The following is a 19,303-nucleotide window of genomic DNA, read 5'->3' as shown; positions in this document are numbered from 1 at the left end:
GTCAGCTGTAATACAACGTCATCAGCATCATAAACAGCGGCGTGGTCAGGGCTGACAGCACGGTGGAGAACAGCAGACTGGTCGCCGACGCCCCCTGCAGCACCTGGAATTTTTGTGACATCAGATAGACATTCACGCCAACCGCCATCGATCCCAGCAGTACCACGACTTTACTTTCCTGTAACGGCAGCCCAATCGCCCACGCCAGCAGCCAGATCACCAGCGGTTGCAGGATCAGTTTCAGCACACAGATGGCGTAACTTTCGCGTAAGCCATCGCAGATTTTATAACCCGCCAGACTCATCCCCAGCGTGACCAGCGACAGCGGCGCGGCGATCTGCGCCAGCATACTGACCGGTGCACTGACCACATACGGCAATGGCTGGTGTAACGCACTCCAGCTGATACCCAGCAGAATGCCAATAATGATCGGGTTACGTATTACACTCACCAGCGTTCTGCCAATTCCCGGCAGTGAAAAGTTGCCGGTACGCGCCCATTCCACGGAAATGGTCACCAGCGTCCATAAAATCAGGCCGTTAAACACCAGAACCAGCGCCACCGAAGGCAGTGACTCCTGACCAAGTAAAATGGTCGCGACCGGAATACCGAGCATCACGTTATTGGAAAATACGCCGCCAAGGGCAAATACCGAGCCCGAGACGCCATCAAGATGAAACAGTTTTGCGGCAACGAGACGGCCGAACAGGTAAACCAGCAGGCAACTGCCAAAGAAGGCGAACAGCAGACGGGCATCGACCGGCGGGCTTTTATAAAACTCGCTCATCACCTTAAACAGCATACAGGGCAGCGCGACGTTAAAGCAGAAACGGTTGAGTGCTTCGGTCACCGACTCCGGCCAGCGGGCAATACGCACCAGGCCATAACCGGTAATAATCAGCAGAAAAAGCGGCACTGAGAGATAAATCTGGTGAGTCAGCTGTTCGGTGAGTTCGGCCATTACCGACATCGCAGCGTATCCTTACTTAACTGTTTGAGATGTAAGGTAAGAAGATAACACGTCGTGTCACGATAATGTCGCCAAAACGCAGCGCTGGCGTAGTGAATTCAACCAGCACTGCCGTGTTTTCTGCTTAACATTACGTGACACCGTCACCATTTGGCGGCACTTTTCCGCCCATTGGGCCTGAGCACAGTCCGACTGACGCTAACTTCTCATGGTATTAACGGCTGGGACCAGACTCGCCACGCAGAGACAGGAAACGTCCGTCAATGTTCTGGCGGAAATAGCTGTCACAGTCCAGGCTACGGCTGAAGGCCTGGTAAGTTTTGGCCGGGACGGCCAGCCAGCGACGACAACTGCCATTTTTGTATTCCAGCTCCAGAACGCCCGCCATCGGGTCATAACCGGCGCTGATAAAAAGGGAAGATACAATCTCGTGCCGTTTCACGGTTCAGACTCCTGTCCACAGACTACAGGGTAAGCGGGCGGCAACAGCCATCCCCACTCCCGGCAGCAATAAAGTGTCAGCCCGGATACGTTGCCCCAGGCCATTTCACAACGATTAAACAACAATTAGTAAACAAGGGTTTAATCGGCTAGAAGAACTATTACTTGAGTAAGTTTTCAGCGAATGCCACAAAAAAGCAAGGGAGTCATCAATGACTCCCTTGCAAAGTTACGACTTACGCGCCGCAATAATGGTGTCTGCCACCTGTCGCGGCACTGCGGCATAGTGATCGAACTCCATACTGAAAGTGGCACGTCCCTGCGACATTGAGCGCAGCGTGGTGGCATAACCAAACATCTCGGCAAGCGGCACCATGGCATGGATCTGGCGGTTACCCATTACCTCGTCCATCGACATAATATTGCCGCGCCGGGCGTTCAGGTCACCTGTCAGGTTGCCCATGTACTCCTCCGGCGTTTCCACCTCGACACGCATCACGGGTTCGAGGAGCTGCGGCCCCGCCTGACGTGCCACATCTTTAAAGCCGATGCTCGCCGCCATCTTAAACGCCAGCTCCGAGGAGTCGACATCATGATACGAACCAAACGTTAAGGTCGCTTTGACATCAACCACCGGGTAACCCGCCAGTACGCCCGAATTCAGCGACTCACGGATGCCCTTTTCCACTGACGGAATAAACTCGCGCGGCACCACTCCGCCTTTGGTGGCATCCCCGAACACAAAACCCTGACCCGGCGGCAGCGGTTCCAGCGACAGCACCACATGGCCATACTGCCCTTTACCGCCAGACTGCCGGACGAATTTGCCCTCCACATCCTGCACCGCTTTGGTGATTGTCTCGCGATAGGTTACCTGCGGCCGTCCGATACTGGCGTCAACGGCAAATTCACGCTTCATGCGGTCGACGATAATCTCCAGATGCAACTCGCCCATGCCGGAAATAATGGTCTGGCCGGACTCCGCATCGGTATGCAGGTGGAACGACGGGTCTTCCGCCGCCAGCCGCTGCAACGCAATCGCTATCTTCTCCTGGTCGGCTTTGGTTTTCGGTTCGATCGCCAGTGAAATCACCGGTTCCGGGAACACCATGCGCTCCAGTGTCAGCACCGCCTGCGGGTCACAAAGCGTATCGCCGGTCGTCACATCTTTCAGGCCAACACAGGCGGCAATGTCTCCGGCCTGGATCTCATCCACTTCATGGCGGGCGTTAGCATGCATCTGTACGATACGGCCAATACGCTCTTTTTTGCCTTTCACCGGGTTCCAGACGCTGTCACCTTTGCGCAGCACGCCGGAATAGACACGCACAAACGTCAGCTGGCCGACATACGGGTCACTCATCAGCTTGAACGCCAGCGCCGAGAACGGCTCGCTGTCATCAGCATGACGTTCGGCCTGCCCGCCGCGATCATCCTCGCCCTGTACCGCCGGAATATCCAGCGGCGACGGCATCAGTTCCACCACCGCATCAAGCATGCGCTGCACGCCTTTATTCTTAAACGCGCTGCCGCACAGCACTGGCTGGATCTCGCCCGCAACGGTACGCTGGCGCAGCCCCTGAATGACTTCCGTTTCACTGAGGTCACCCTGTTCAAGATATTTATCCATCAGCGCGTCCGAGGCTTTCGCCGCTGCCGCGACCATTTTTTCCCGCCACAGCTGTGCGGTTGCCAGAAGTTCTTCCGGAATTGGCGCATAGCGGAACGTCATGCCCTGGCTGGCGTCATCCCAGTAAATGGCGCGCATGTTATTCAGGTCGATAACCCCGGCAAACTGATCTTCGCTGCCCACCGGAATCACAATCGGCACCGGATGCGCATTCAGGCGATCGGTCATCATTTGTACCACGCGGAAGAAGTCCGCGCCGGGACGGTCCATTTTGTTGACGAACGCCAGCCGCGGCACATGGTACTTATTGGCCTGACGCCAGACTGTTTCTGACTGCGGCTGCACACCGCCGACCGAGTCATACACCATCACTGCGCCGTCCAGCACACGCATGGATCGTTCCACTTCAATGGTGAAATCTACGTGCCCCGGGGTATCGATGATATTGATACGGTGCGGGGTGAAGCTGTTGTCCATACCGGGCCAGAAGCAGCTGACTGCCGCCGAGGTAATGGTAATGCCGCGCTCCTGCTCCTGCGCCATCCAGTCGGTCGTCGCTGCGCCATCGTGCACTTCACCCAGTTTATGGCTCATGCCAGTGTAAAACAGGATGCGCTCGGTGGTGGTGGTCTTACCGGCATCAATGTGAGCGGAAATACCGATGTTGCGGTAACGTTCGATGGGGATGGGTCGGGGCATGATGCGTCCTTAGCCATTTGACTGTCAGTAATGGCCAGCACACTGGCCGGTTGATAAATTCGCAGCTATCATAGTCCAACAGTACGAGTATATACGAACTATTTTAGCCATCGGTATTATCAATGCGTGCCCTTTGTTATAGTAGCGGCCCTGCTTTATTGATGCCGCCACAGGAAGCTTATGATCGCTAACCACCCGGAAACTGAACAGATACGTCTCGACCATGTACTGCTGGCGCTGGGCAATCCGCTGCGACTGGAGATCGTGCAGATTCTGGCACGCGAGGGAGAGCAGGCTTGCGGCTTATTACGTAAGGATGTGGCGAAATCCACCATGACACACCACTGGCGGGTATTGCGCGACAGCGGGGTGATCTGGCAGCGACCACAGGGGCGGGAGAACCTGATTTCATTGCGCCGGGAAGATCTCGACACGCGTTTTCCCGGCTTGCTGGATACGCTGTTACGGGTGATGGACTAACGCCATCGCGCTGCGCAGGCTGGCTTCCGGGCCGGTCAGCACCTTCACTCCTTCAATCAACGCGGCGGCACCGCTCATTGACGATTGCGCCAGCACCAGGCCATCAATGGTCGGGTCCTGCGCCAGTGCCGTGAGCGCAAAATCGGCGATAGTGCGATGACAGGCAGCGATCTCGCCCGCTTTAAACTGTGTCCAGGCGTCAGGTACGCATACCACCTGCAACCGTTGCGCTTGACGCAGTCTCTGCTGAAACATCGCCTGGGTAGACGCCAGCGTGGTCGGTGCAGTACAGAGCACCAGCAGATGCTGACTGTGACGCAATGCCTCATCGGCTAATGCCGCATCGAGGCGGATCACCGGCTTCGTGAAACGCCCCCCTTCAGCCGCCGTACCCAGCGTTGTGCAGGTGATAATCACCGCATCAGCCAGCTGACACAGCTGGCTGATACGCTCACGGGTGGCATCGATGATCGCAGGCGTCAGCCCGCCCGCCAGTTCTGCTTCCGCCAATAGCTCAGCAACCACATCATGGCGCAGTGTGACCTGCGGCCACGCCAGCTGTGCCAGACTTTGGGACAAAACAGCAATATTGCTGTCGGCAGCATGTAAACAGGCAATGATCATTGTTCTTTTAATCCACGGTTAATCAGCATCGGTTCGATCTCCGGATCGTGGCCACGCCAGTCCTGGTACAGCGCTTTCAGGTCACTGCTGTTGCCGCGCGACAGAATGCCTTCACGGAATGCCTGGCCGTTTTGTCGTGTCAGGCCGCCCTGTTCGCGGAACCACTGGAAACCGTCGTCCGCCAGCATCTGTGTCCAGATATAGGCGTAATACCCTGCGGCATAACCGTTACCCCAGATATGCTGGAAATAACTGGAACGGTAGCGCGGCGGTATCGCGTCCAGCTGAATATGCTCCTGCTGCAGCGCATTTTGCTCAAACTGCGCGACCTCCTGCAAAAGGCGATCGGCATGCAGCCCGTGCCAGTGCTGATCCAGCAGCGCCGCGGCCAGCAGTTCCGTCATATCGTAGCCTTTGTTAAATTTCGCGGCTTTGGTGATCTTGTCGCGCAGCGCCTGCGGCATCGCTTCGCCGGTCTGCCAGTGGCGGGCAAAGTGATTGAACACCTGATCATCACTGGCCCAGTGTTCGTTAATCTGTGACGGGAATTCAACAAAGTCGCGAGGCGTCTCCGTACCAGAAATGCTGGCGTACTGCTGGTCTGCAAAAATACCATGTAAGGCATGGCCGAACTCATGGAACAGGGTGACGACTTCATCCCATGACAGCAGCGCGGGCTGGCCTGCCAGCGGTTTGCTGTAGTTACAGACGTTATAGATCACCGGTTTGCTGTCCAGCAGTTTTGACTGGTCAACAAAGTTGCCCATCCATGCGCCGCCGCTCTTACTGTCGCGTTTAAAGAAATCGGTATAGAACAGCGCCAGCGATGTACCATCGTGATCGAGTACCTCGTACACGTTCACATCCGGGTGATAAACCGGGATATCGCTGCGCGGCTTAAAGGTGATGCCAAACAGCTCAGTGGCGGCGTAAAACGCCCCTTTCTCCAGCACATTATTCAGCTCGAAGTAAGGTTTGATCTGCGCTTCATCGAGATCGTAGCGCGCACGGCGTACCTGCCCGGCGTAGAAGTTCCAGTCCCATGCCGCCAGTTTAAAATCGCCGCCCTGCTGATCAATCACCGCCTGAATGTCGGCGGCTTCACGCCCGGCACGCGCCGTTGCCGCGGGCACAATGGCGCGCATAAAGCTCAGCGCCGCCTGCGGGGTTTTCGCCATCTGATCCTGCAGCTGCCATTCGGCAAAGCTGTTAAAGCCCAGCAGTTGCGCCTGGCTGGCGCGCACCTGCGCCAGTCGCGTCAGGATCGGGCGGGTATCGTTGTCATCGCCCTTTTCCGCCCGCGACCAGGACGCTTTAAATAACGCCTCACGCGTCGCACGCTGGCTCAGATCCTGCAGCGCCGGTTGCTGAGTGGTATTCAGTAGCGTTAACAGCCAGCCCTCGCTTAAACCGCGCTGGCGGGCCGCATCGGCCGCGGCAGCCAGTTCATGCTCATTCAGTCCCGCCAGCTGGTTTTGATCGCTGACAACCAGCGCTCCCGCTCTCCCGGCCGCCAGTAAACGGTTAGCAAAGCGGGTGATCAGCGTCGCAGACTCCTGATTCAGTGCCTTCAGTTGCTGCTTCTGCGCATCAGACAGTGTCGCGCCCGCCAGCTGGAAATGCTGCCAGGTGACTTCCACTAAGCGACGTGCTTCCGGCGACAGATTCAGACTGGCGCGCTGCTGAAACACCTGGTCCAGACGCGCAAACAGTTTGCCATTCAGGCGAATGTCATCGTTCAGCGCCGCCAGTTTTGGTGCGATCTCTTCATCAATCTGCTGCAACAGTTCGTTGGTATGCGCCGAGGTCATGGCACTGAACACGCTGTAAGCGCGATTCAGCAGCTGACCGCTACGCTCCAGCGCAACATAGGTATTGTCGAAGGTTGGCGCCTCGGGATTATCTGCAATGCGCTGCACTTCCGCGCGTTTCTCCGCAATGCCGGCTTCGAGGGCGGGCAGGTAATTGCTGTCATGGATCTGGTCAAAAGGCGGTGCCTGAAAAGGTAAGGTACTCGGCTGACTGAATGGGTTCGCGGCTTGCGTCATGACGTGACTCTCCTGTTGATGTTCCGCTGCTGCGCTGGCGCTAAAAACCAGCCCGGCGGCAAGCAATAACACTGATAATCGCATATCCTTACACTCCTTTCCCTGTCGAGTGAAGTAAAAGCTTAGCAGGCTATGGTCTGTATCCGGCTATCCTTGTGCAGATTTGTCATATGGCGGCGGCATAATCTTCCCTTAACGGTCGCCAGACTCAATGGTAAGGTATAACTACCTGAAAGATAATGAGGAGCAGTGAGATGATTATTTTTGTTACCGGCGCGACCGCCGGTTTTGGACAAAGCATTACTCGCCGTTTTATCGCCCATGGTCACAAAGTGATTGCCACCGGTCGCCGTCTTGAACGCCTGCAAGCGCTGAAAGAGGAGCTGGGTGACAATCTCTATCCACTGCAACTGGATGTGCGCAACCGCGCGGCGATCGATAACGCCGTCGCCAGCCTGCCTGCTGAGTGGCGTGAGATTGATGTATTGGTCAACAACGCCGGTCTGGCGCTGGGTATTGAACCGGCGCATAAAGCCAGTATCGAAGACTGGGAAGATATGATCGACACCAACAATAAAGGTCTGGTGTATATGACGCGTGCGCTGCTGCCTGCAATGGTGGAACGCGATGTCGGCCATATCATTAACCTGGGTTCGATTGCCGGCAGTTATCCGTATCCTGGCGGTAACGTCTATGGCGCGACCAAAGCATTTGTGCGCCAGTTCAGCCTGAATTTACGTACCGACCTGCACGGCACCGCGCTGCGCGTGACCGATATTGAGCCAGGTCTGGTGGGCGGCACCGAGTTCTCTAACGTGCGCTTTAAAGGCGATGATGGCAAAGCGGATAAGGTGTATGAAGGGACAACTGCCCTGACGCCGGAAGATGTCACCGAAGCGGTCTACTGGGTGGCGACACTGCCGAAACACGTCAATATCAATACCCTGGAAATGATGCCAGTCAGCCAGTCTGCGGCGGGCTTACGAGTGCATAAAGCGTGACATTGCTTTCCCGGGGATCGCTGATCCCCGGGTTAATGTCGCGCCCGGTTTGCCATCAAGCGGCAACCTTCCATCATCACCTTACCGTCCCTCTCGCAGCAGTGCTTTGCCCTGCTCCAGCAGACTTTTGTAGCGAATCTTTATGGTTTGCAGTTCCAGTAAGGTAAATTTTTCACTAAACTTTTCCGGGTTTATTTCCAGTTCAGCTATCGTTTTTGCTGCCAGAATGGCATCAATCTGTACGTCCTGAATCTTGCCCTTTTTCATTCTGTCAGTGCTGGTGGTAAGAAAATCGTCCAGCTGTTGTTTGCTGATATCCACCGGGACGGAAAACTGCAGTTCCTGGGCGCCGTTACGCTGAACAGAGATCACGCTAAACGCGTTGCGTATCTGACCGCTATCTTTATGACTCACCATTTTCACACCGGACTGGCTCAGTGCATTGATCGCTTGCCCGGCAGGCATTCTGAGATACAGGTAGTCTCTGCCCGTTTTCCTGTTCGCTGAATGATAGAGAGTTTCCCTGACCCGTATCTGTTCATGGTTTTTTTCACGCTGTAACCAGAATGTCCTGGGGGTATTCGCTACCGCGACGACTCCCGTCGAAAGCTGACTATCACGATTGTGCGTCTCTTTCAGCGCAATCACTGACGCAAACATTGCGTGCTGATTAACTCCATTTATTGGCATGGCAATATCTCTTCCGTCACGAAAACTGTGATTCTAAATCACGCATCAGCCCCTGCTTGCATAAATCGCTTATTTACTCCATCCCGCCACAATAATTAGCATGCCGCTAAACGCCACCGCCGCGCCCAGCCAGTCATAGGTGCTGAGCTTTACGCCATCAACAAAACGCAACCACAGCAGTGCCGTCATCACATACACACCGCCGTATGCCGCATAAACGCGGCCGCTGGCAGCGGGATGCAGCGTCAGCAGCCAGACAAATAGCGCCAGACTGAATGCTGCCGGGATCAGTAACAAGACCGAGCCGCCCTTTTTCAGCCATAACCACGGTAAAAAGCAGCCAACAATTTCCGCCAGTGCGGTGAGAAAAAATAACAGAGAGGTTTTTAACATGTCAGATCTCGCCAAAAGGTAAACAAGCCGTTGCCGTGGCTGGTGAGCAGCAAAGCGCCGATGATATAATAAAAATGATCCTGACCGCAGCCTTGTTACCACCGCTGCGGGCACTAACCAAAGGAAATGACAATGAAAACTCTGCACAAACGCCTGCTGACTGCCCTTCTGCCTCTGTCGCTGCTGGGTGCGGCGCTGGCGCTGCCTGTGACTGCGGCGGCGAAAACTGATCGTCTGATTATCGAAAACGGCAATACCGCCGTCGGCAATGAACAGGCGCGTCAGGATAAAGAACAGTGGGACACCACGCGCACACTGCGGAACAAAGTGAATACCCGCGTGGAAAAAGAGTTCGATAAAGCCGATCGCGCTTTTGATACCCGCGATAAGTGCGAACAAAGCGCCAATCTTAACGCTTACTGGGAACCGAACACCCTGCGTTGCCTTGATCGTCGTACCGGACGTGCGGTTGCGCCGTAATTCACTGACAGCTGCTATGCTTAGGACGGATTTTTAACAAAAGGATGAAGGTGATGAAAGCGTCAACGTGGATGTTAACTCTGTTCTGCCTGGCAGCACCGCTGGCGGCGCAAGCCTCCTGTGAATCGGTGAAAGCGGATATCAGCCAGAAAATCATCAATAATGGCGTGCCGGAATCAGGCTTTACGCTGGAAATTGTGCCCAATGACCAGGCTGATCAGGCTGGTGGTCAGGTGGTCGGTCATTGCGAAAACGACACGCAAAAAATTGTCTATAAAAGACAGCAGAATGGCGAGAGTGAAAGTCATGTTCCCGCCAGCACCGGCACCAGTCAGGACGCGCCCGCGCAGTAATCTGGCACCGCCATACGCGAATAAAAAAGCCCCTTTTGGGGCTTTTTTATTGCCGCAAACGGGGCACGCCACGACGTGATGCTGTTCACTGCCTTTTTTTAGTGTTCGGTATCGCAGACAATGCGGAATCCCGCGCCAGCAGACAAAACGTACGCAAATCCCTGACTCCCGAGATGCATACCCGCGATCAGCAATTTTTCCTGCACGGCCTGCGCCATAACCTGCTTCCGTGTCTTTTCGGCCTGAACCGGATCACAATCAAAGGCAATCGACACGCCGGGTTGCGCAGACTGAATATGCGGGAAATGGACAATATCTCCCCAAATCAGCAGACTTTTTCCACCCGAATCAATTCGGTATCCCGTATGACCGGGCGTATGGCCAGGCAGCCATACCGGACGAACCCCCGCGCAAATTTCACTGTCGTCCAGCCACTGCAGGTTCGCCGCATAAGCCTCCAGCGTACGGCGGGCCAGCGCAAAGCTACGCTGACCGCGCTCGCTGGCCTGCTTTAGCATGGCATCATCCTGCCAGTATTGCCCTTCGAGTGAATGAAGATACAGCTGCGCATGCTGATAAACCGGCAGGCCGTCAGCATCCAGTAGTCCGCCAATATGGTCAGGATGCGCATGGGTCAGCAGGACAGTATCGATATCTTCCGGTGTGACACCCACCGCGTGAAGGTGTTCCCGCAGCAGACCGCTGGCGCTGGTTTGTCCGCCGGTGCCGGTATCGACCAGGATAGTTCGCCCCTGCCCACGGATCAGATAACAGTTAATATGAATATTTCCAGGTTCAGTGATCCCAGCATCGCGCTGTATTATTCCAGCCTCACTGGTATCGATCCCGGACAGCAGGTCCAGACTGGCGGACATGTTGCCGTCACTGAGTGCGGTAACCTGATAATCACCGATCTGGCGGCATACAAAAGGCGGATGGCTCATGGTGCTTCCTTATAAAGCTGTGGTTAATTGCGGGCGCTGACCTGCCATATTTACGCAGGTAAAGCATCCGCAATCACAGAAGACACCGCTAAAATAACAGAATAAACAAACGCTTATTATCATCATGTGCGTTTGTGTACGCGCTTAGCCTGGTGTTGATCTATTCCGGGCGATGGCGCGGCATCGCCCGCGCAATCAGCAGGCTGCTGAGGGCAATCACCAGTGAGGCAACAAACACCCAGTGCAGCGACGCCGCCACCTGCATCACCATCTGCTGCAAACTATCCTCTGGCAGCTGTTCACGTGTGACGCCAGACATAATCTGCTGTACCGGGTCCTGTTCATCGGGCAAACGCAGCAGCAGATTGTAATTCAGCACCGCCCCCATCAGCGCCGTCCCCAGCGCCGAACCGAGCATGCGGCTGAACATAATCGAGGCGGTACAGATACCGCGGATATGATACTCCGCGCTGTTCTGCACTGAGACCAGAAAAGTGGTGCTGGTCATCCCCATGCCAGTGCCAATCACAAACGCTGAAAACCCGGCATACCACAGCGAACTGTCGCGGTTTAGCGTCAGCAGTAAACTGCAACCGGCAATCAGTAACAGCGCGCCAAGATGGGCGGTAAAACGGTACGAAGTGCGCTGCATCAGGTGACCACTCAGCGTACTGGCCAGCGGCCAGCCAATCGACATCATCGCCAGCGCACTGCCCGCCTGCAGTGGCGTTCCACCATTGATCCCCTGAATCCAGGTGGGCAGAAAGGCGCTGATGCCCATCATCGCCGCGCCAATAATCAGATTGCCGGCATTGCCCGCCACAATCACCCGACTGCGCCAGATCACCAGCGGGAACAAAGGCTCCGCGGCCGCCCGCTCATTGCGCAGCAGCGCAAAGCCGCTAGCCAGCGCCAGCAGCAGAAACAGCAATGACCAGTAACCCAGGGTCTCTGCCTGCAGCAGAGCAACCAGCAACGCGGAAACACACAGCATCAGCCAGAAACTGCCGCTGAGATTAAGACGGTGTTTGCGTTTTTCCCCGCTATTTTCCGGCAGCCAGCGGGCAATCATCAGCATCGAGACAATGCCAACCGGCACATTCACCCAGAAGACCAGCGCCCAGTTAAAATGCTGCACCAGCCATGCGCCGGAAAGCGGCCCGATAATCGCCGCGAATCCCCACACGCTGGAGAGCCAGCCCTGAATCCCGGCGCGCTCCTTCGGTGCATAGACATCCGCCACGATGGTAGACGCCAGCGGCATGATCGCCCCGGCACCCAGTCCCTGAAAGGCACGGAACAGGATCAGCCACGCCATACTGCTGGCAAAACCGCACAGCACGGAACCCAGCAGAAACAGCGATACGCCGATAAAAAACACCGACTTCCTGCCCCACAGATCCGCCAGGCGGCCATACAGCGGCACCGTCACCGCCTGAGTCAGCAGATAAATCGAGAAGACCCAGCCAAAGTGCGCGAAACCACCCAGCTCTGCGACGATCGTCGGCATGGCCGTCGCCACAATCGTCACTTCGATGGCTGCCATAAACATCGCCAGCATCGCGGCGATCAGTACCCAGTGGCGCTGCGCCACCTGATGTTGAATGTTATCCGTCATCTTGTCCCTTTCCTGTTGCTCTTCAACATCCTGGCATATTCAGCGCGTTGAGTGTTTCTGATTGTGCGACATCGGTCAGTACAAAGTGACAATGTCACATAAACATGCGTAAATCCCGCGGCAATCACACGTTAAATTGTTAGCAAAAAACAGTTTATGTTATTAATTTGCAAAATAATTTTCTGTAGCCACCGCGCAGTTGTTTGTGATTTAATCACCTGAGACTTGTTTCCGGACACCAACAGATGGTTCGACAGCTCCAGCAGCTTTTCAGCAATGCCTCACGGCGCAGATTACGTATCTGTGCGGGCTTCGCTGTGGCCTGCTGGCTGTTACTGAATGCGCAACTGGCGGTCTCTTCCCATCACAGTGATACGCAGATTATCAGCGAACATCACAGCCTGACTGATACCGATAATCTGTGCCATCTGGCCGAGGTTGACTCTGCCACCTTTAAACTACTGTGCCAGAAACATTGCCAGCCTGACAGCGCCCATACCCCCTCTCTCTCCCTGCAACTGGATGCGCTGCCCGCAGAAGAGATTCTGCTGCTGATCCCACAGCAGGACAGCATCGCTGACCGCGATGCCGACTGGCGTGCGCCGCCAGTCACCGGTCCGCCCGCCGAAATACGCTTCTGCCGTTTCAGAGAATAGATCGATCCATAGCCACACCACGACGTGAATGACCCGCTCAGCGGGCCGTGATGGTTAGTTATGGAGATTTTACTATGTCTGTTATTCAGGCAGCCCGTCGGCTGCCCCTGCTGCTCTGTCTGCTTTCCCTGCAGGCAGGTGCAACCACGCTTGCCGAGGCGCTGGCGGCCGCGGAACGCTATTCCGCAGAGCTGCCCGCCAACACACATCAGCTGAATGCCCTCAACAATATGGCGGATGCGGCCTTACAGCTCCCCGCCCCGACACTGAAAGTGGGTATCGAGAACCTGCCGGTCGGTGGCGGCAATGCGCACCGCTTTACCCGCGAAGGCATGACGATGCAGCGCATCGTCATCATGCAGGAATACGTCAGCAGCGATAAACGTGAACGCCGTTCGGCGGCAATTCGTGCCGAAGCGCTCAGCACCGCCGCTAATGCAGCGGTCATCCACGCCAGGCTGCAACGTGAAACGGCTCAGGCATGGTTCGGGCTGGCACTGACGGAAAAGATGCTGACGGCGATTGAGCACATCATCAGTGAGACGCGGCAGCAAACGGCGTTGCAGACCAGCAGCGTCGCCAGCGGCAATGCCAGCGCCGACAGTGTGCTGGAGATTAAACTGGCACTCAGCGCGATGGAGAATGAGGGCGAAAATGCGCGACGTGACTGGCAGGTCGCCCGCGCGCAATTGATGGCCTTAACCGGCGAGGAGGTCACGGCCACCTCCGGTGCATTTCCCCCGATTACCGGCCTGCCTGTCACCGCTCAGTCAGCCAGCACCGCAATTGACCAGCATCCGGAAGTGATTCAGGCGCAGCGCGAACGGGCGATGCTGCAGGCACGCGCCAGTGAATCCGCCCTCGCCGCCATCCCGGATATCGGAGTGGAAGTGTATTACGCCAGACGTGCCGATGGTCTGGATGATATGGCGGGCGTGATGCTGAGCGTCCCGTTACCTCTGTTTCAGGCGCAACGGCAGGATAAACAGCATGTCGCTGATATGCAGCGCAGTTATGCCGCCGATCAGCAACTTGCGCAACTGCGGCGTCAGCATCAGGCGCAGCTGAGCGCTCTGCTGGCGGATTATCAGGCGACTCATGCTATCTGGCGGCGTCAGCACGATCAGGTGTTGCCCCTGCTGCAGTCGCGCGTCGCGCTGACCCGTGCACAGTATCGTGCAGGCAGAGGCAGTCTCGCGGAATGGCTCACCGCTCGCCGCGAACTGCTGCAGGGCGAAATCGCCGCAATCAGTGCAGAGAAAGACCTCGCCAGCCGCTGGACGGCCATCCATTACCTGACGTCACAGGACGCACAACAATGAACCTGAACATTCCCGCATTGCTGGCAGCACTCGGCCTGCTGCTGGTCAGTCAGCTGCGCGCCGAACAGCATGACCATAGCCATAATCACGCCCGGATGGCTGAGATGCCAGCCGCCGAAAGCAGCCCTCAGACGGCGCAACCCGCCACTGCGCAGACTGACATAAAAGTGCTCTACTGGTACGACCCGATGACGCCCGGCGCGCGCTTCGATAAACCCGGTAAATCGCCGTTTATGGATATGGATCTGGTGCCGCGTTACGCCGATGAAGCAGCGGATAACGCTGGCATCACCATCAGCGATCGTCAGCAGCAAAACCTGGGGATGCGTACCGCCAGCGTGGCACGCATTGCTTATCAGCCGGAGATCGCTGCGTTTGGTACGGTCACTGCCGACGAAAGCAGGGTGAAAACCCTTCCGGCGCTGACCAGTGGCGTGGTGGAAAAACTCTATGTCAGCAGCCCACAACAACAGGTAGCAGCACAACAGCCGCTGGCGTTGCTGTGGCTGCCGCAATGGACGGCGGCGCAGCAGGAGTATCTGGCGGTACGCCAGCTCGGTGATGCCCCGCTCACGGCCGCCGCTAGCGCCCATCTCCAGTTGCAGTTTATGCCGGAAGAAACTATCCGCGCCCTGGAGCGCAGTGGCCAGGCACAGCGCAGCTTTACCCTGCGCGCACCCGCGGCAGGTTATATCAGCAATCTGGCGATCCGCGAAGGGGCTCAGGTCAACGCGGGTCAGACGCTGTTTGAACTGACCAGCCTCGACCGTTTGTGGTTGATCGTCGATTATCCCGACACTCAGGCCAGCGAGCTGACCGTCGGCAGCCAGATTGTCGCATCAGCTGACAGCTGGCCGGGTGAAACCTTCTCTGGCACCGTCAGCGAGCTGTTGCCGGTGGTGCGCGACAACACCCGCACGTTGCAGGCGCGCGTCGCGCTGGATAATCGCCAGCAGCGCTTAAAACCCGGTATGTACCTCAACGTGCAGTTGCAACCTTCTGCTGCCTCGTCTGCTGTACTGGCGATTCCGCAGGAGGCGCTGATTCTCACCGGCAACAGTAACCGCGTACTGCTGAGCGAAGGCAATGGCACGTTCCGCGCGGTGAACGTCACCACCGGACGCCGTCAGAGCGACTGGGTGGAAATCCTCTCCGGGCTCAGTGAGGGGCAACAGGTGGTCACTTCCGGTCAGTTCCTGATCGACTCCGAAGCCAGTCTGTGCAGCGCCCTGCCAGACGATCAACCCGCGAAGGAGCAGCCATGATTGCCAATGTGATTCACTGGTCGCTGCGTCACCGGTTGCTGGTTTTGCTGGCGACACTGGCGCTGGCGTTGTGGGGATTATGGTCGGCGCGGCAGATGCCGCTCGATGCCCTGCCGGACCTTTCCGATACTCAGGTGATTATCCAGGCACGTTATCCTGGCAAAGCGCCGCAGGTGGTGGAAGATCAGGTCACTTATCCGATTGCCACGGGCATGCTCTCGGTTCCTGGCGCGAAAACCGTGCGCGGTTTCTCGATGTTTGGTGACGCCTGGGTGTACGTGTTGTTTGATGATGGCGTCGATCCTTACTGGGCACGCTCACGGGTACTGGAATATCTGAATCCGATTCAGACCACCTTGCCTGCGCAGGTGCGCACCTCGCTGGAGCCGGATGCCACCGGTGTCGGCTGGGTGTATGAATATGTGCTGACCGATAAAAGCGGTAAGCACAGTCTGGCAGATCTGCGCGCCCTGCAGGACTGGCTGCTGAAGTATGAGCTGAAAACAGTGCCGGATGTAGCCGAAGTCGCCAGCGTCGGCGGAATGGTGAAACAGTATCAGGTGGTGCTGGACCCGGCACGCATGCGTGCACGTAACATCACACATCAGCAGGTCACGGAAGCGCTGAATGCCGCCAGTCAGCAAGGCGGTGGCTCGGTGGTGGAGATGGCTGGTGCGGAATATATGGTGCGCACGCCGGGTTATCTGCAATCGCTGCGTGATTTCGATCATATCGTGCTAAGTGCCAGCCAGGGCATTCCGGTGATGTTAACCGATGTGGCGACGATACGTATCGGCCCGGAAAGCCGCCGCGGCATCGCCGAACTGAACGGTGAAGGTGAAGTGGCGGGCGGCATTATCATTATGCGATCCGGCAAAAATGCCCTGACCACCATTCAGGCCGTACGCGACAAACTGACGCAGCTGCAAAGAAATCTGCCTGCTGGCGTGGCGATTACCCCGGTTTACGATCTTTCGCAGCTGATTACGCAGTCGGTAGACAATCTGAGCCAGAAACTGCTGGAGGAGTTTCTGGTGGTGGCGCTGGTGTGTGCGCTGTTCCTGTTCCATTTGCGTTCCGCGCTGGTGGCGATTATCATCCTGCCGCTGGGTATTCTCGGTGCGCTGGTGATCATGCATTACCAGGGGATCAGCGCCAATATGATGTCGCTGGGTGGCATCGCTATTGCCATCGGCGCAATGGTCGATGCAGCAATCGTGATGATTGAAAATATGCACAAAGTGCTGGAACGGCGACGCCATCAGCAGCCTGACCAGCCGCTGCAGGCGGCAGACTACTGGCACAGTGCGCAGGAAGCGGCCTGCCAGGTCGGCCCCGCGCTGTTCTGCAGCCTGCTGATCATCACCCTCTCGTTTATTCCGATCTTCAGTCTGCAGGCGCAGGAAGGAAAAATGTTCTCGCCACTGGCCTTTACCAAAACCTGGGCGATGGCGGTGTCCGCCGGACTGGCGATCACGCTGGTTCCTGTTTTGATGGGCTATTTTATTCGCGGCAGCATCCCCGATGAAAACGCGAACCCGCTTAATCGCTGGATAAAACGTGCTTATCAGCCGATGCTGCACTGGGTGATGCGCTGGCCAAAAGTGACATTGTCACTGGCTACTGCGGTGCTGCTGGCTACCCTGTGGCCACTGACCCAGCTCGGCAGCGAGTTCCTGCCAGCCATCGATGAAGGCGATCTACTGTATATGCCATCGACCCTGCCCGGCATTTCCGCGCGTGAAGCGGGCCATCTGTTGCAACAGACCGACCGCTTAATCAAAAGCGTGCCCGAAGTCGCCAGCGTGTTTGGCAAAGCAGGCCGTACCGATACGGCAACCGATACCGCGCCGCTGACGATGCTGGAAACCACCATCCGTTTCAAACCGAAAGCGCAATGGCGGGCCGGTATGACGATGGAGAAACTGATCCAAGAACTGGATGCCCGCGTCCAGCTGCCAGGGATTGCCAATATCTGGGTGCCACCGATTCGCAACCGGCTGGATATGCTGGCCACCGGCATTAAAAGCCCGGTCGGCATCAAAGTGAATGGTGATAATGTGGCGCAAATCGAACAAACCGCGCAGGCGATTGAACGCGTGGTGCGTGATGTGCCGGGAGTCACTTCCGCACTGGCGGAACGGCTCGATGGTGGACGCTATATTAACGTTGATATCGACAGGCCGCGCGCAGCACGTTATGGCGTCACCATGCAACAACTGGAGTCACTGGTTGCCAGTGTGATTGGCGGCGAGAATATTGGCGAAACCGTGGAAGGCCGCGCACGTTACCCGATCAATGTGCGTTATCCGCGTGAAATCCGTGATTCGCTGGAGAAACTGCGCCAGCTGCCGGTGATCACCGCCAGTGGCAGCCAGCTGGCACTCTCCGGGTTGGCGAAAATCACCGTCACGGAGGGGCCGCCGATGCTGAAAAGCGAAAACGCCCGTCTGACGGAGTGGATCTATGTTGATATCCGCGACCGCGATCTGCAGTCAACGGTGCGGGCGATGCAACAGGCAGTCAGCCAGCAGGTCACTCTGCCGCCGGGCGTGTCGGTGAGCTGGTCCGGGCAATATGAGTATCTGGCGCGTGCCGCCGCACGGCTGCAGATGATTGTGCCACTGACGCTGGTGATCATTTTCGCGTTGCTGTGTGCCACCTTTAAACGCGTGAAAGATGCCCTGCTGATTATGGCGACCCTGCCGTTTGCGCTGACCGGCGGTATCTGGCTGCTGTATCTGCTGGATTATCATCTCTCGGTTGCTGCTGCGGTCGGTTTTATTGCGCTTGCCGGTGTGGCGGCGGAATTTGGCGTGATTATGCTGCTGTATCTCAACCAGGCGCTGGAAGCCAGATTGCGTGCGGGGGAAGCGTTCAGCGAACAGCTGCTGCGCGAGGCGATTGACGATGGCGCCGTACTGCGTGTGCGCCCGAAAGTGATGACCGTGGCGATCATTCTCGCCGGGCTGTTGCCGATTATGTGGAGTGGCGGCAGCGGTTCTGAGGTGATGCAGCGTATTGCCGCGCCGATGATTGGCGGCATGCTCAGCGCGCCGCTGCTGTCGATGCTGGTGATCCCGGCCTGCTACCTGCTGCACCGGAAGAAATAGCGGGCGATGAGAGCGTCAGTATGCTGGCGCTCTCTGCTGCGGGTCAGAAAGCGGTTCTCTTACGGCGGCGTGGCGGTCAGGTTCATTGTCCAGATGTACGAACCAGGCACGCGACAAGCGAACAATAATGACAGGCCCGCATCGCTGGCCGTCTGCGTGAAAATGGTCGACACGCTGCTGGTGACCAGGCTGCCGTGGAGTTTAACCTGCGGTGCTGAACTGTCAGGATTGTGCGTATCGCGGGTAAAAATCCACGACACTTTGGTATTCAGACCACCAGTGACATTGTTGCCGATAAAATAGATGTCGACAGGTAATGATTTTTCCAGATTCCCGCCAGTCTGACAGCGTCCCAGATCAAACGTTGGTGATGCCGGAACAACGAACACCTGCGGTACGGAGGAGTAATGGATGGTGAGTTCCACCGCCGCCCCCACCACGCTGGCATCATTACCATTAATATATTGTCCGGTACTGTCATTTTTAATTAAGGGCGAACAGCGCGAATTCAGATAATAAGTGCAACGCTTGGTCATGTGGATGGAGGGACGGTTAGCTACCGATAAGCTATCCTGC

At 56.7% G+C, this 19,303-nt stretch carries 18 protein-coding genes; 8 read left to right on the top strand and 10 right to left on the bottom strand.

What is annotated here, in order from left to right; all coding sequences use genetic code 11:
- Position 1 precedes the first annotated feature (1 nt).
- From ACSZO1_RS12860 to fusA, 3 genes are all read right to left on the bottom strand, one after another.
- The gene (locus ACSZO1_RS12860; RefSeq protein ID WP_437613132.1) at positions 2-961 is read right to left on the bottom strand and encodes an AEC family transporter; all 960 of its coding nucleotides are present in this window, start codon (positions 959-961) and stop codon (positions 2-4) included.
- Between the two features lie 223 nt (positions 962-1,184).
- Entirely contained in the window at positions 1,185-1,412 is a 228-nt protein-coding gene (locus tag ACSZO1_RS12855) for a KTSC domain-containing protein (protein ID WP_437613119.1), read from the bottom strand.
- 228 nt (positions 1,413-1,640) lie between these two features.
- On the bottom strand, positions 1,641-3,740 hold the full coding sequence (fusA, locus tag ACSZO1_RS12850; protein WP_437613117.1) for an elongation factor G: 2,100 nt from the start codon (positions 3,738-3,740) through the stop codon (positions 1,641-1,643).
- Positions 3,741-3,920: 180 nt separating this feature from the next.
- Between fusA and ACSZO1_RS12845 the strand changes: the two genes are divergently transcribed.
- Positions 3,921-4,220, top strand: coding sequence for an ArsR/SmtB family transcription factor (locus ACSZO1_RS12845; RefSeq protein WP_437613115.1), 300 nt, complete (start codon positions 3,921-3,923; stop codon positions 4,218-4,220).
- Here ACSZO1_RS12845 and ACSZO1_RS12840 read toward each other — a convergent pair.
- Both ACSZO1_RS12840 and dcp read right to left on the bottom strand, forming a co-directional pair.
- Positions 4,203-4,844: a hypothetical protein gene (locus tag ACSZO1_RS12840; RefSeq protein WP_437613113.1), complete on the bottom strand. Its 642-nt coding sequence runs from the start codon at positions 4,842-4,844 to the stop codon at positions 4,203-4,205. The genes ACSZO1_RS12845 and ACSZO1_RS12840 overlap by 18 nt on opposite strands.
- Positions 4,841-6,976 carry a peptidyl-dipeptidase Dcp gene (dcp, locus tag ACSZO1_RS12835; RefSeq protein WP_437613111.1) on the bottom strand — a complete coding sequence of 712 codons (2,136 nt, stop codon included), beginning with the start codon at positions 6,974-6,976 and terminating at the stop codon, positions 4,841-4,843. Before dcp ends, ACSZO1_RS12840 begins: the two co-directional genes overlap by 4 nt.
- A gap of 170 nt (positions 6,977-7,146) precedes the next feature.
- Here dcp and ydfG point away from each other — a divergent pair, with 170 nt between their 5' ends.
- Positions 7,147-7,893 carry a bifunctional NADP-dependent 3-hydroxy acid dehydrogenase/3-hydroxypropionate dehydrogenase YdfG gene (ydfG, locus tag ACSZO1_RS12830; RefSeq protein ID WP_437613109.1) on the top strand — a complete coding sequence of 249 codons (747 nt, stop codon included), beginning with the start codon at positions 7,147-7,149 and terminating at the stop codon, positions 7,891-7,893.
- Positions 7,894-7,974: 81 nt separating this feature from the next.
- Here the strand turns inward: ydfG and ACSZO1_RS12825 are convergent, their stop codons facing one another.
- A complete protein-coding gene (locus ACSZO1_RS12825; RefSeq protein WP_437613107.1) occupies positions 7,975-8,583 on the bottom strand; it encodes a hypothetical protein in 609 nt (202 codons plus the stop codon).
- A gap of 69 nt (positions 8,584-8,652) precedes the next feature.
- A complete protein-coding gene (locus tag ACSZO1_RS12820) occupies positions 8,653-8,976 on the bottom strand; it encodes a YnfA family protein (RefSeq protein WP_437613105.1) in 324 nt (107 codons plus the stop codon).
- A 132-nt stretch (positions 8,977-9,108) separates the two neighbouring features.
- Here ACSZO1_RS12820 and ACSZO1_RS12815 point away from each other — a divergent pair, with 132 nt between their 5' ends.
- Both ACSZO1_RS12815 and ACSZO1_RS12810 read left to right on the top strand, forming a co-directional pair.
- Entirely contained in the window at positions 9,109-9,456 is a 348-nt protein-coding gene (locus ACSZO1_RS12815) for a DUF1283 family protein (RefSeq protein WP_437613103.1), read from the top strand.
- Between the two features lie 53 nt (positions 9,457-9,509).
- Complete coding sequence (locus ACSZO1_RS12810; protein ID WP_437613101.1) at positions 9,510-9,809, top strand: DUF1161 domain-containing protein; 300 nt, start codon at positions 9,510-9,512, stop codon at positions 9,807-9,809.
- 98 nt (positions 9,810-9,907) lie between these two features.
- On the opposite strand, the gene ACSZO1_RS12805 is transcribed toward ACSZO1_RS12810, so the two are convergent.
- Together ACSZO1_RS12805 and ACSZO1_RS12800 are read right to left on the bottom strand one after the other, a co-directional pair.
- Positions 9,908-10,753 (bottom strand): MBL fold metallo-hydrolase, encoded by an 846-nt coding sequence (locus ACSZO1_RS12805; RefSeq protein WP_437613099.1) that lies wholly within the window; start codon positions 10,751-10,753, stop codon positions 9,908-9,910.
- A gap of 160 nt (positions 10,754-10,913) precedes the next feature.
- The gene (locus ACSZO1_RS12800) at positions 10,914-12,371 is read right to left on the bottom strand and encodes an MDR family MFS transporter (RefSeq protein ID WP_437613097.1); all 1,458 of its coding nucleotides are present in this window, start codon (positions 12,369-12,371) and stop codon (positions 10,914-10,916) included.
- Between the two features lie 245 nt (positions 12,372-12,616).
- On the opposite strand from ACSZO1_RS12800, the gene ACSZO1_RS12795 reads away from it, so the two are divergent.
- From ACSZO1_RS12795 to ACSZO1_RS12780, 4 genes are all read left to right on the top strand, one after another.
- Positions 12,617-13,027, top strand: coding sequence for a hypothetical protein (locus ACSZO1_RS12795; RefSeq protein ID WP_437613095.1), 411 nt, complete (start codon positions 12,617-12,619; stop codon positions 13,025-13,027).
- A gap of 74 nt (positions 13,028-13,101) precedes the next feature.
- Positions 13,102-14,349 carry a TolC family protein gene (locus tag ACSZO1_RS12790; RefSeq protein ID WP_437613093.1) on the top strand — a complete coding sequence of 416 codons (1,248 nt, stop codon included), beginning with the start codon at positions 13,102-13,104 and terminating at the stop codon, positions 14,347-14,349.
- 95 nt (positions 14,350-14,444) lie between these two features.
- Positions 14,445-15,614, top strand: a complete 1,170-nt coding sequence (locus ACSZO1_RS12785) for an efflux RND transporter periplasmic adaptor subunit (protein WP_437613131.1) — start codon at positions 14,445-14,447, stop codon at positions 15,612-15,614.
- A complete protein-coding gene (locus tag ACSZO1_RS12780) occupies positions 15,611-18,727 on the top strand; it encodes an efflux RND transporter permease subunit (RefSeq protein WP_437613091.1) in 3,117 nt (1,038 codons plus the stop codon). The genes ACSZO1_RS12785 and ACSZO1_RS12780 overlap by 4 nt, the downstream gene beginning before the upstream one ends.
- A gap of 59 nt (positions 18,728-18,786) precedes the next feature.
- Here the strand turns inward: ACSZO1_RS12780 and ACSZO1_RS12775 are convergent.
- Positions 18,787-19,303 (bottom strand): hypothetical protein (locus ACSZO1_RS12775; protein ID WP_437613089.1); only part of this gene is annotated, 517 nt, incomplete at its 5' end.

It is taken from the genome of Erwinia sp. V71, assembly GCF_965644245.1.
Lineage (GTDB): Bacteria > Pseudomonadota > Gammaproteobacteria > Enterobacterales > Enterobacteriaceae > Erwinia.
Note: the sequence above shows the minus strand (reverse complement) of the source record. Positions and strands in the feature narration are given on the sequence as shown.

Coding starts and splice junctions, on each gene's coding strand:
- ACSZO1_RS12860 (WP_437613132.1), bottom strand. CDS start 961: ATGGCCGAACTCACCGAACAGCTGACTCACCAGATTTATCTCTCAGTG.
- fusA (WP_437613117.1), bottom strand. CDS start 3,740: ATGCCCCGACCCATCCCCATCGAACGTTACCGCAACATCGGTATTTCC.
- ACSZO1_RS12845 (WP_437613115.1), top strand. CDS start 3,921: ATGATCGCTAACCACCCGGAAACTGAACAGATACGTCTCGACCATGTA.
- ACSZO1_RS12840 (WP_437613113.1), bottom strand. CDS start 4,844: ATGATCATTGCCTGTTTACATGCTGCCGACAGCAATATTGCTGTTTTG.
- dcp (WP_437613111.1), bottom strand. CDS start 6,976: ATGCGATTATCAGTGTTATTGCTTGCCGCCGGGCTGGTTTTTAGCGCC.
- ydfG (WP_437613109.1), top strand. CDS start 7,147: ATGATTATTTTTGTTACCGGCGCGACCGCCGGTTTTGGACAAAGCATT.
- ACSZO1_RS12825 (WP_437613107.1), bottom strand. CDS start 8,583: ATGCCAATAAATGGAGTTAATCAGCACGCAATGTTTGCGTCAGTGATT.
- ACSZO1_RS12820 (WP_437613105.1), bottom strand. CDS start 8,976: ATGTTAAAAACCTCTCTGTTATTTTTTCTCACCGCACTGGCGGAAATT.
- ACSZO1_RS12815 (WP_437613103.1), top strand. CDS start 9,109: ATGAAAACTCTGCACAAACGCCTGCTGACTGCCCTTCTGCCTCTGTCG.
- ACSZO1_RS12810 (WP_437613101.1), top strand. CDS start 9,510: ATGAAAGCGTCAACGTGGATGTTAACTCTGTTCTGCCTGGCAGCACCG.
- ACSZO1_RS12805 (WP_437613099.1), bottom strand. CDS start 10,753: ATGAGCCATCCGCCTTTTGTATGCCGCCAGATCGGTGATTATCAGGTT.
- ACSZO1_RS12800 (WP_437613097.1), bottom strand. CDS start 12,371: ATGACGGATAACATTCAACATCAGGTGGCGCAGCGCCACTGGGTACTG.
- ACSZO1_RS12795 (WP_437613095.1), top strand. CDS start 12,617: ATGGTTCGACAGCTCCAGCAGCTTTTCAGCAATGCCTCACGGCGCAGA.
- ACSZO1_RS12790 (WP_437613093.1), top strand. CDS start 13,102: ATGTCTGTTATTCAGGCAGCCCGTCGGCTGCCCCTGCTGCTCTGTCTG.
- ACSZO1_RS12785 (WP_437613131.1), top strand. CDS start 14,445: ATGGCTGAGATGCCAGCCGCCGAAAGCAGCCCTCAGACGGCGCAACCC.
- ACSZO1_RS12780 (WP_437613091.1), top strand. CDS start 15,611: ATGATTGCCAATGTGATTCACTGGTCGCTGCGTCACCGGTTGCTGGTT.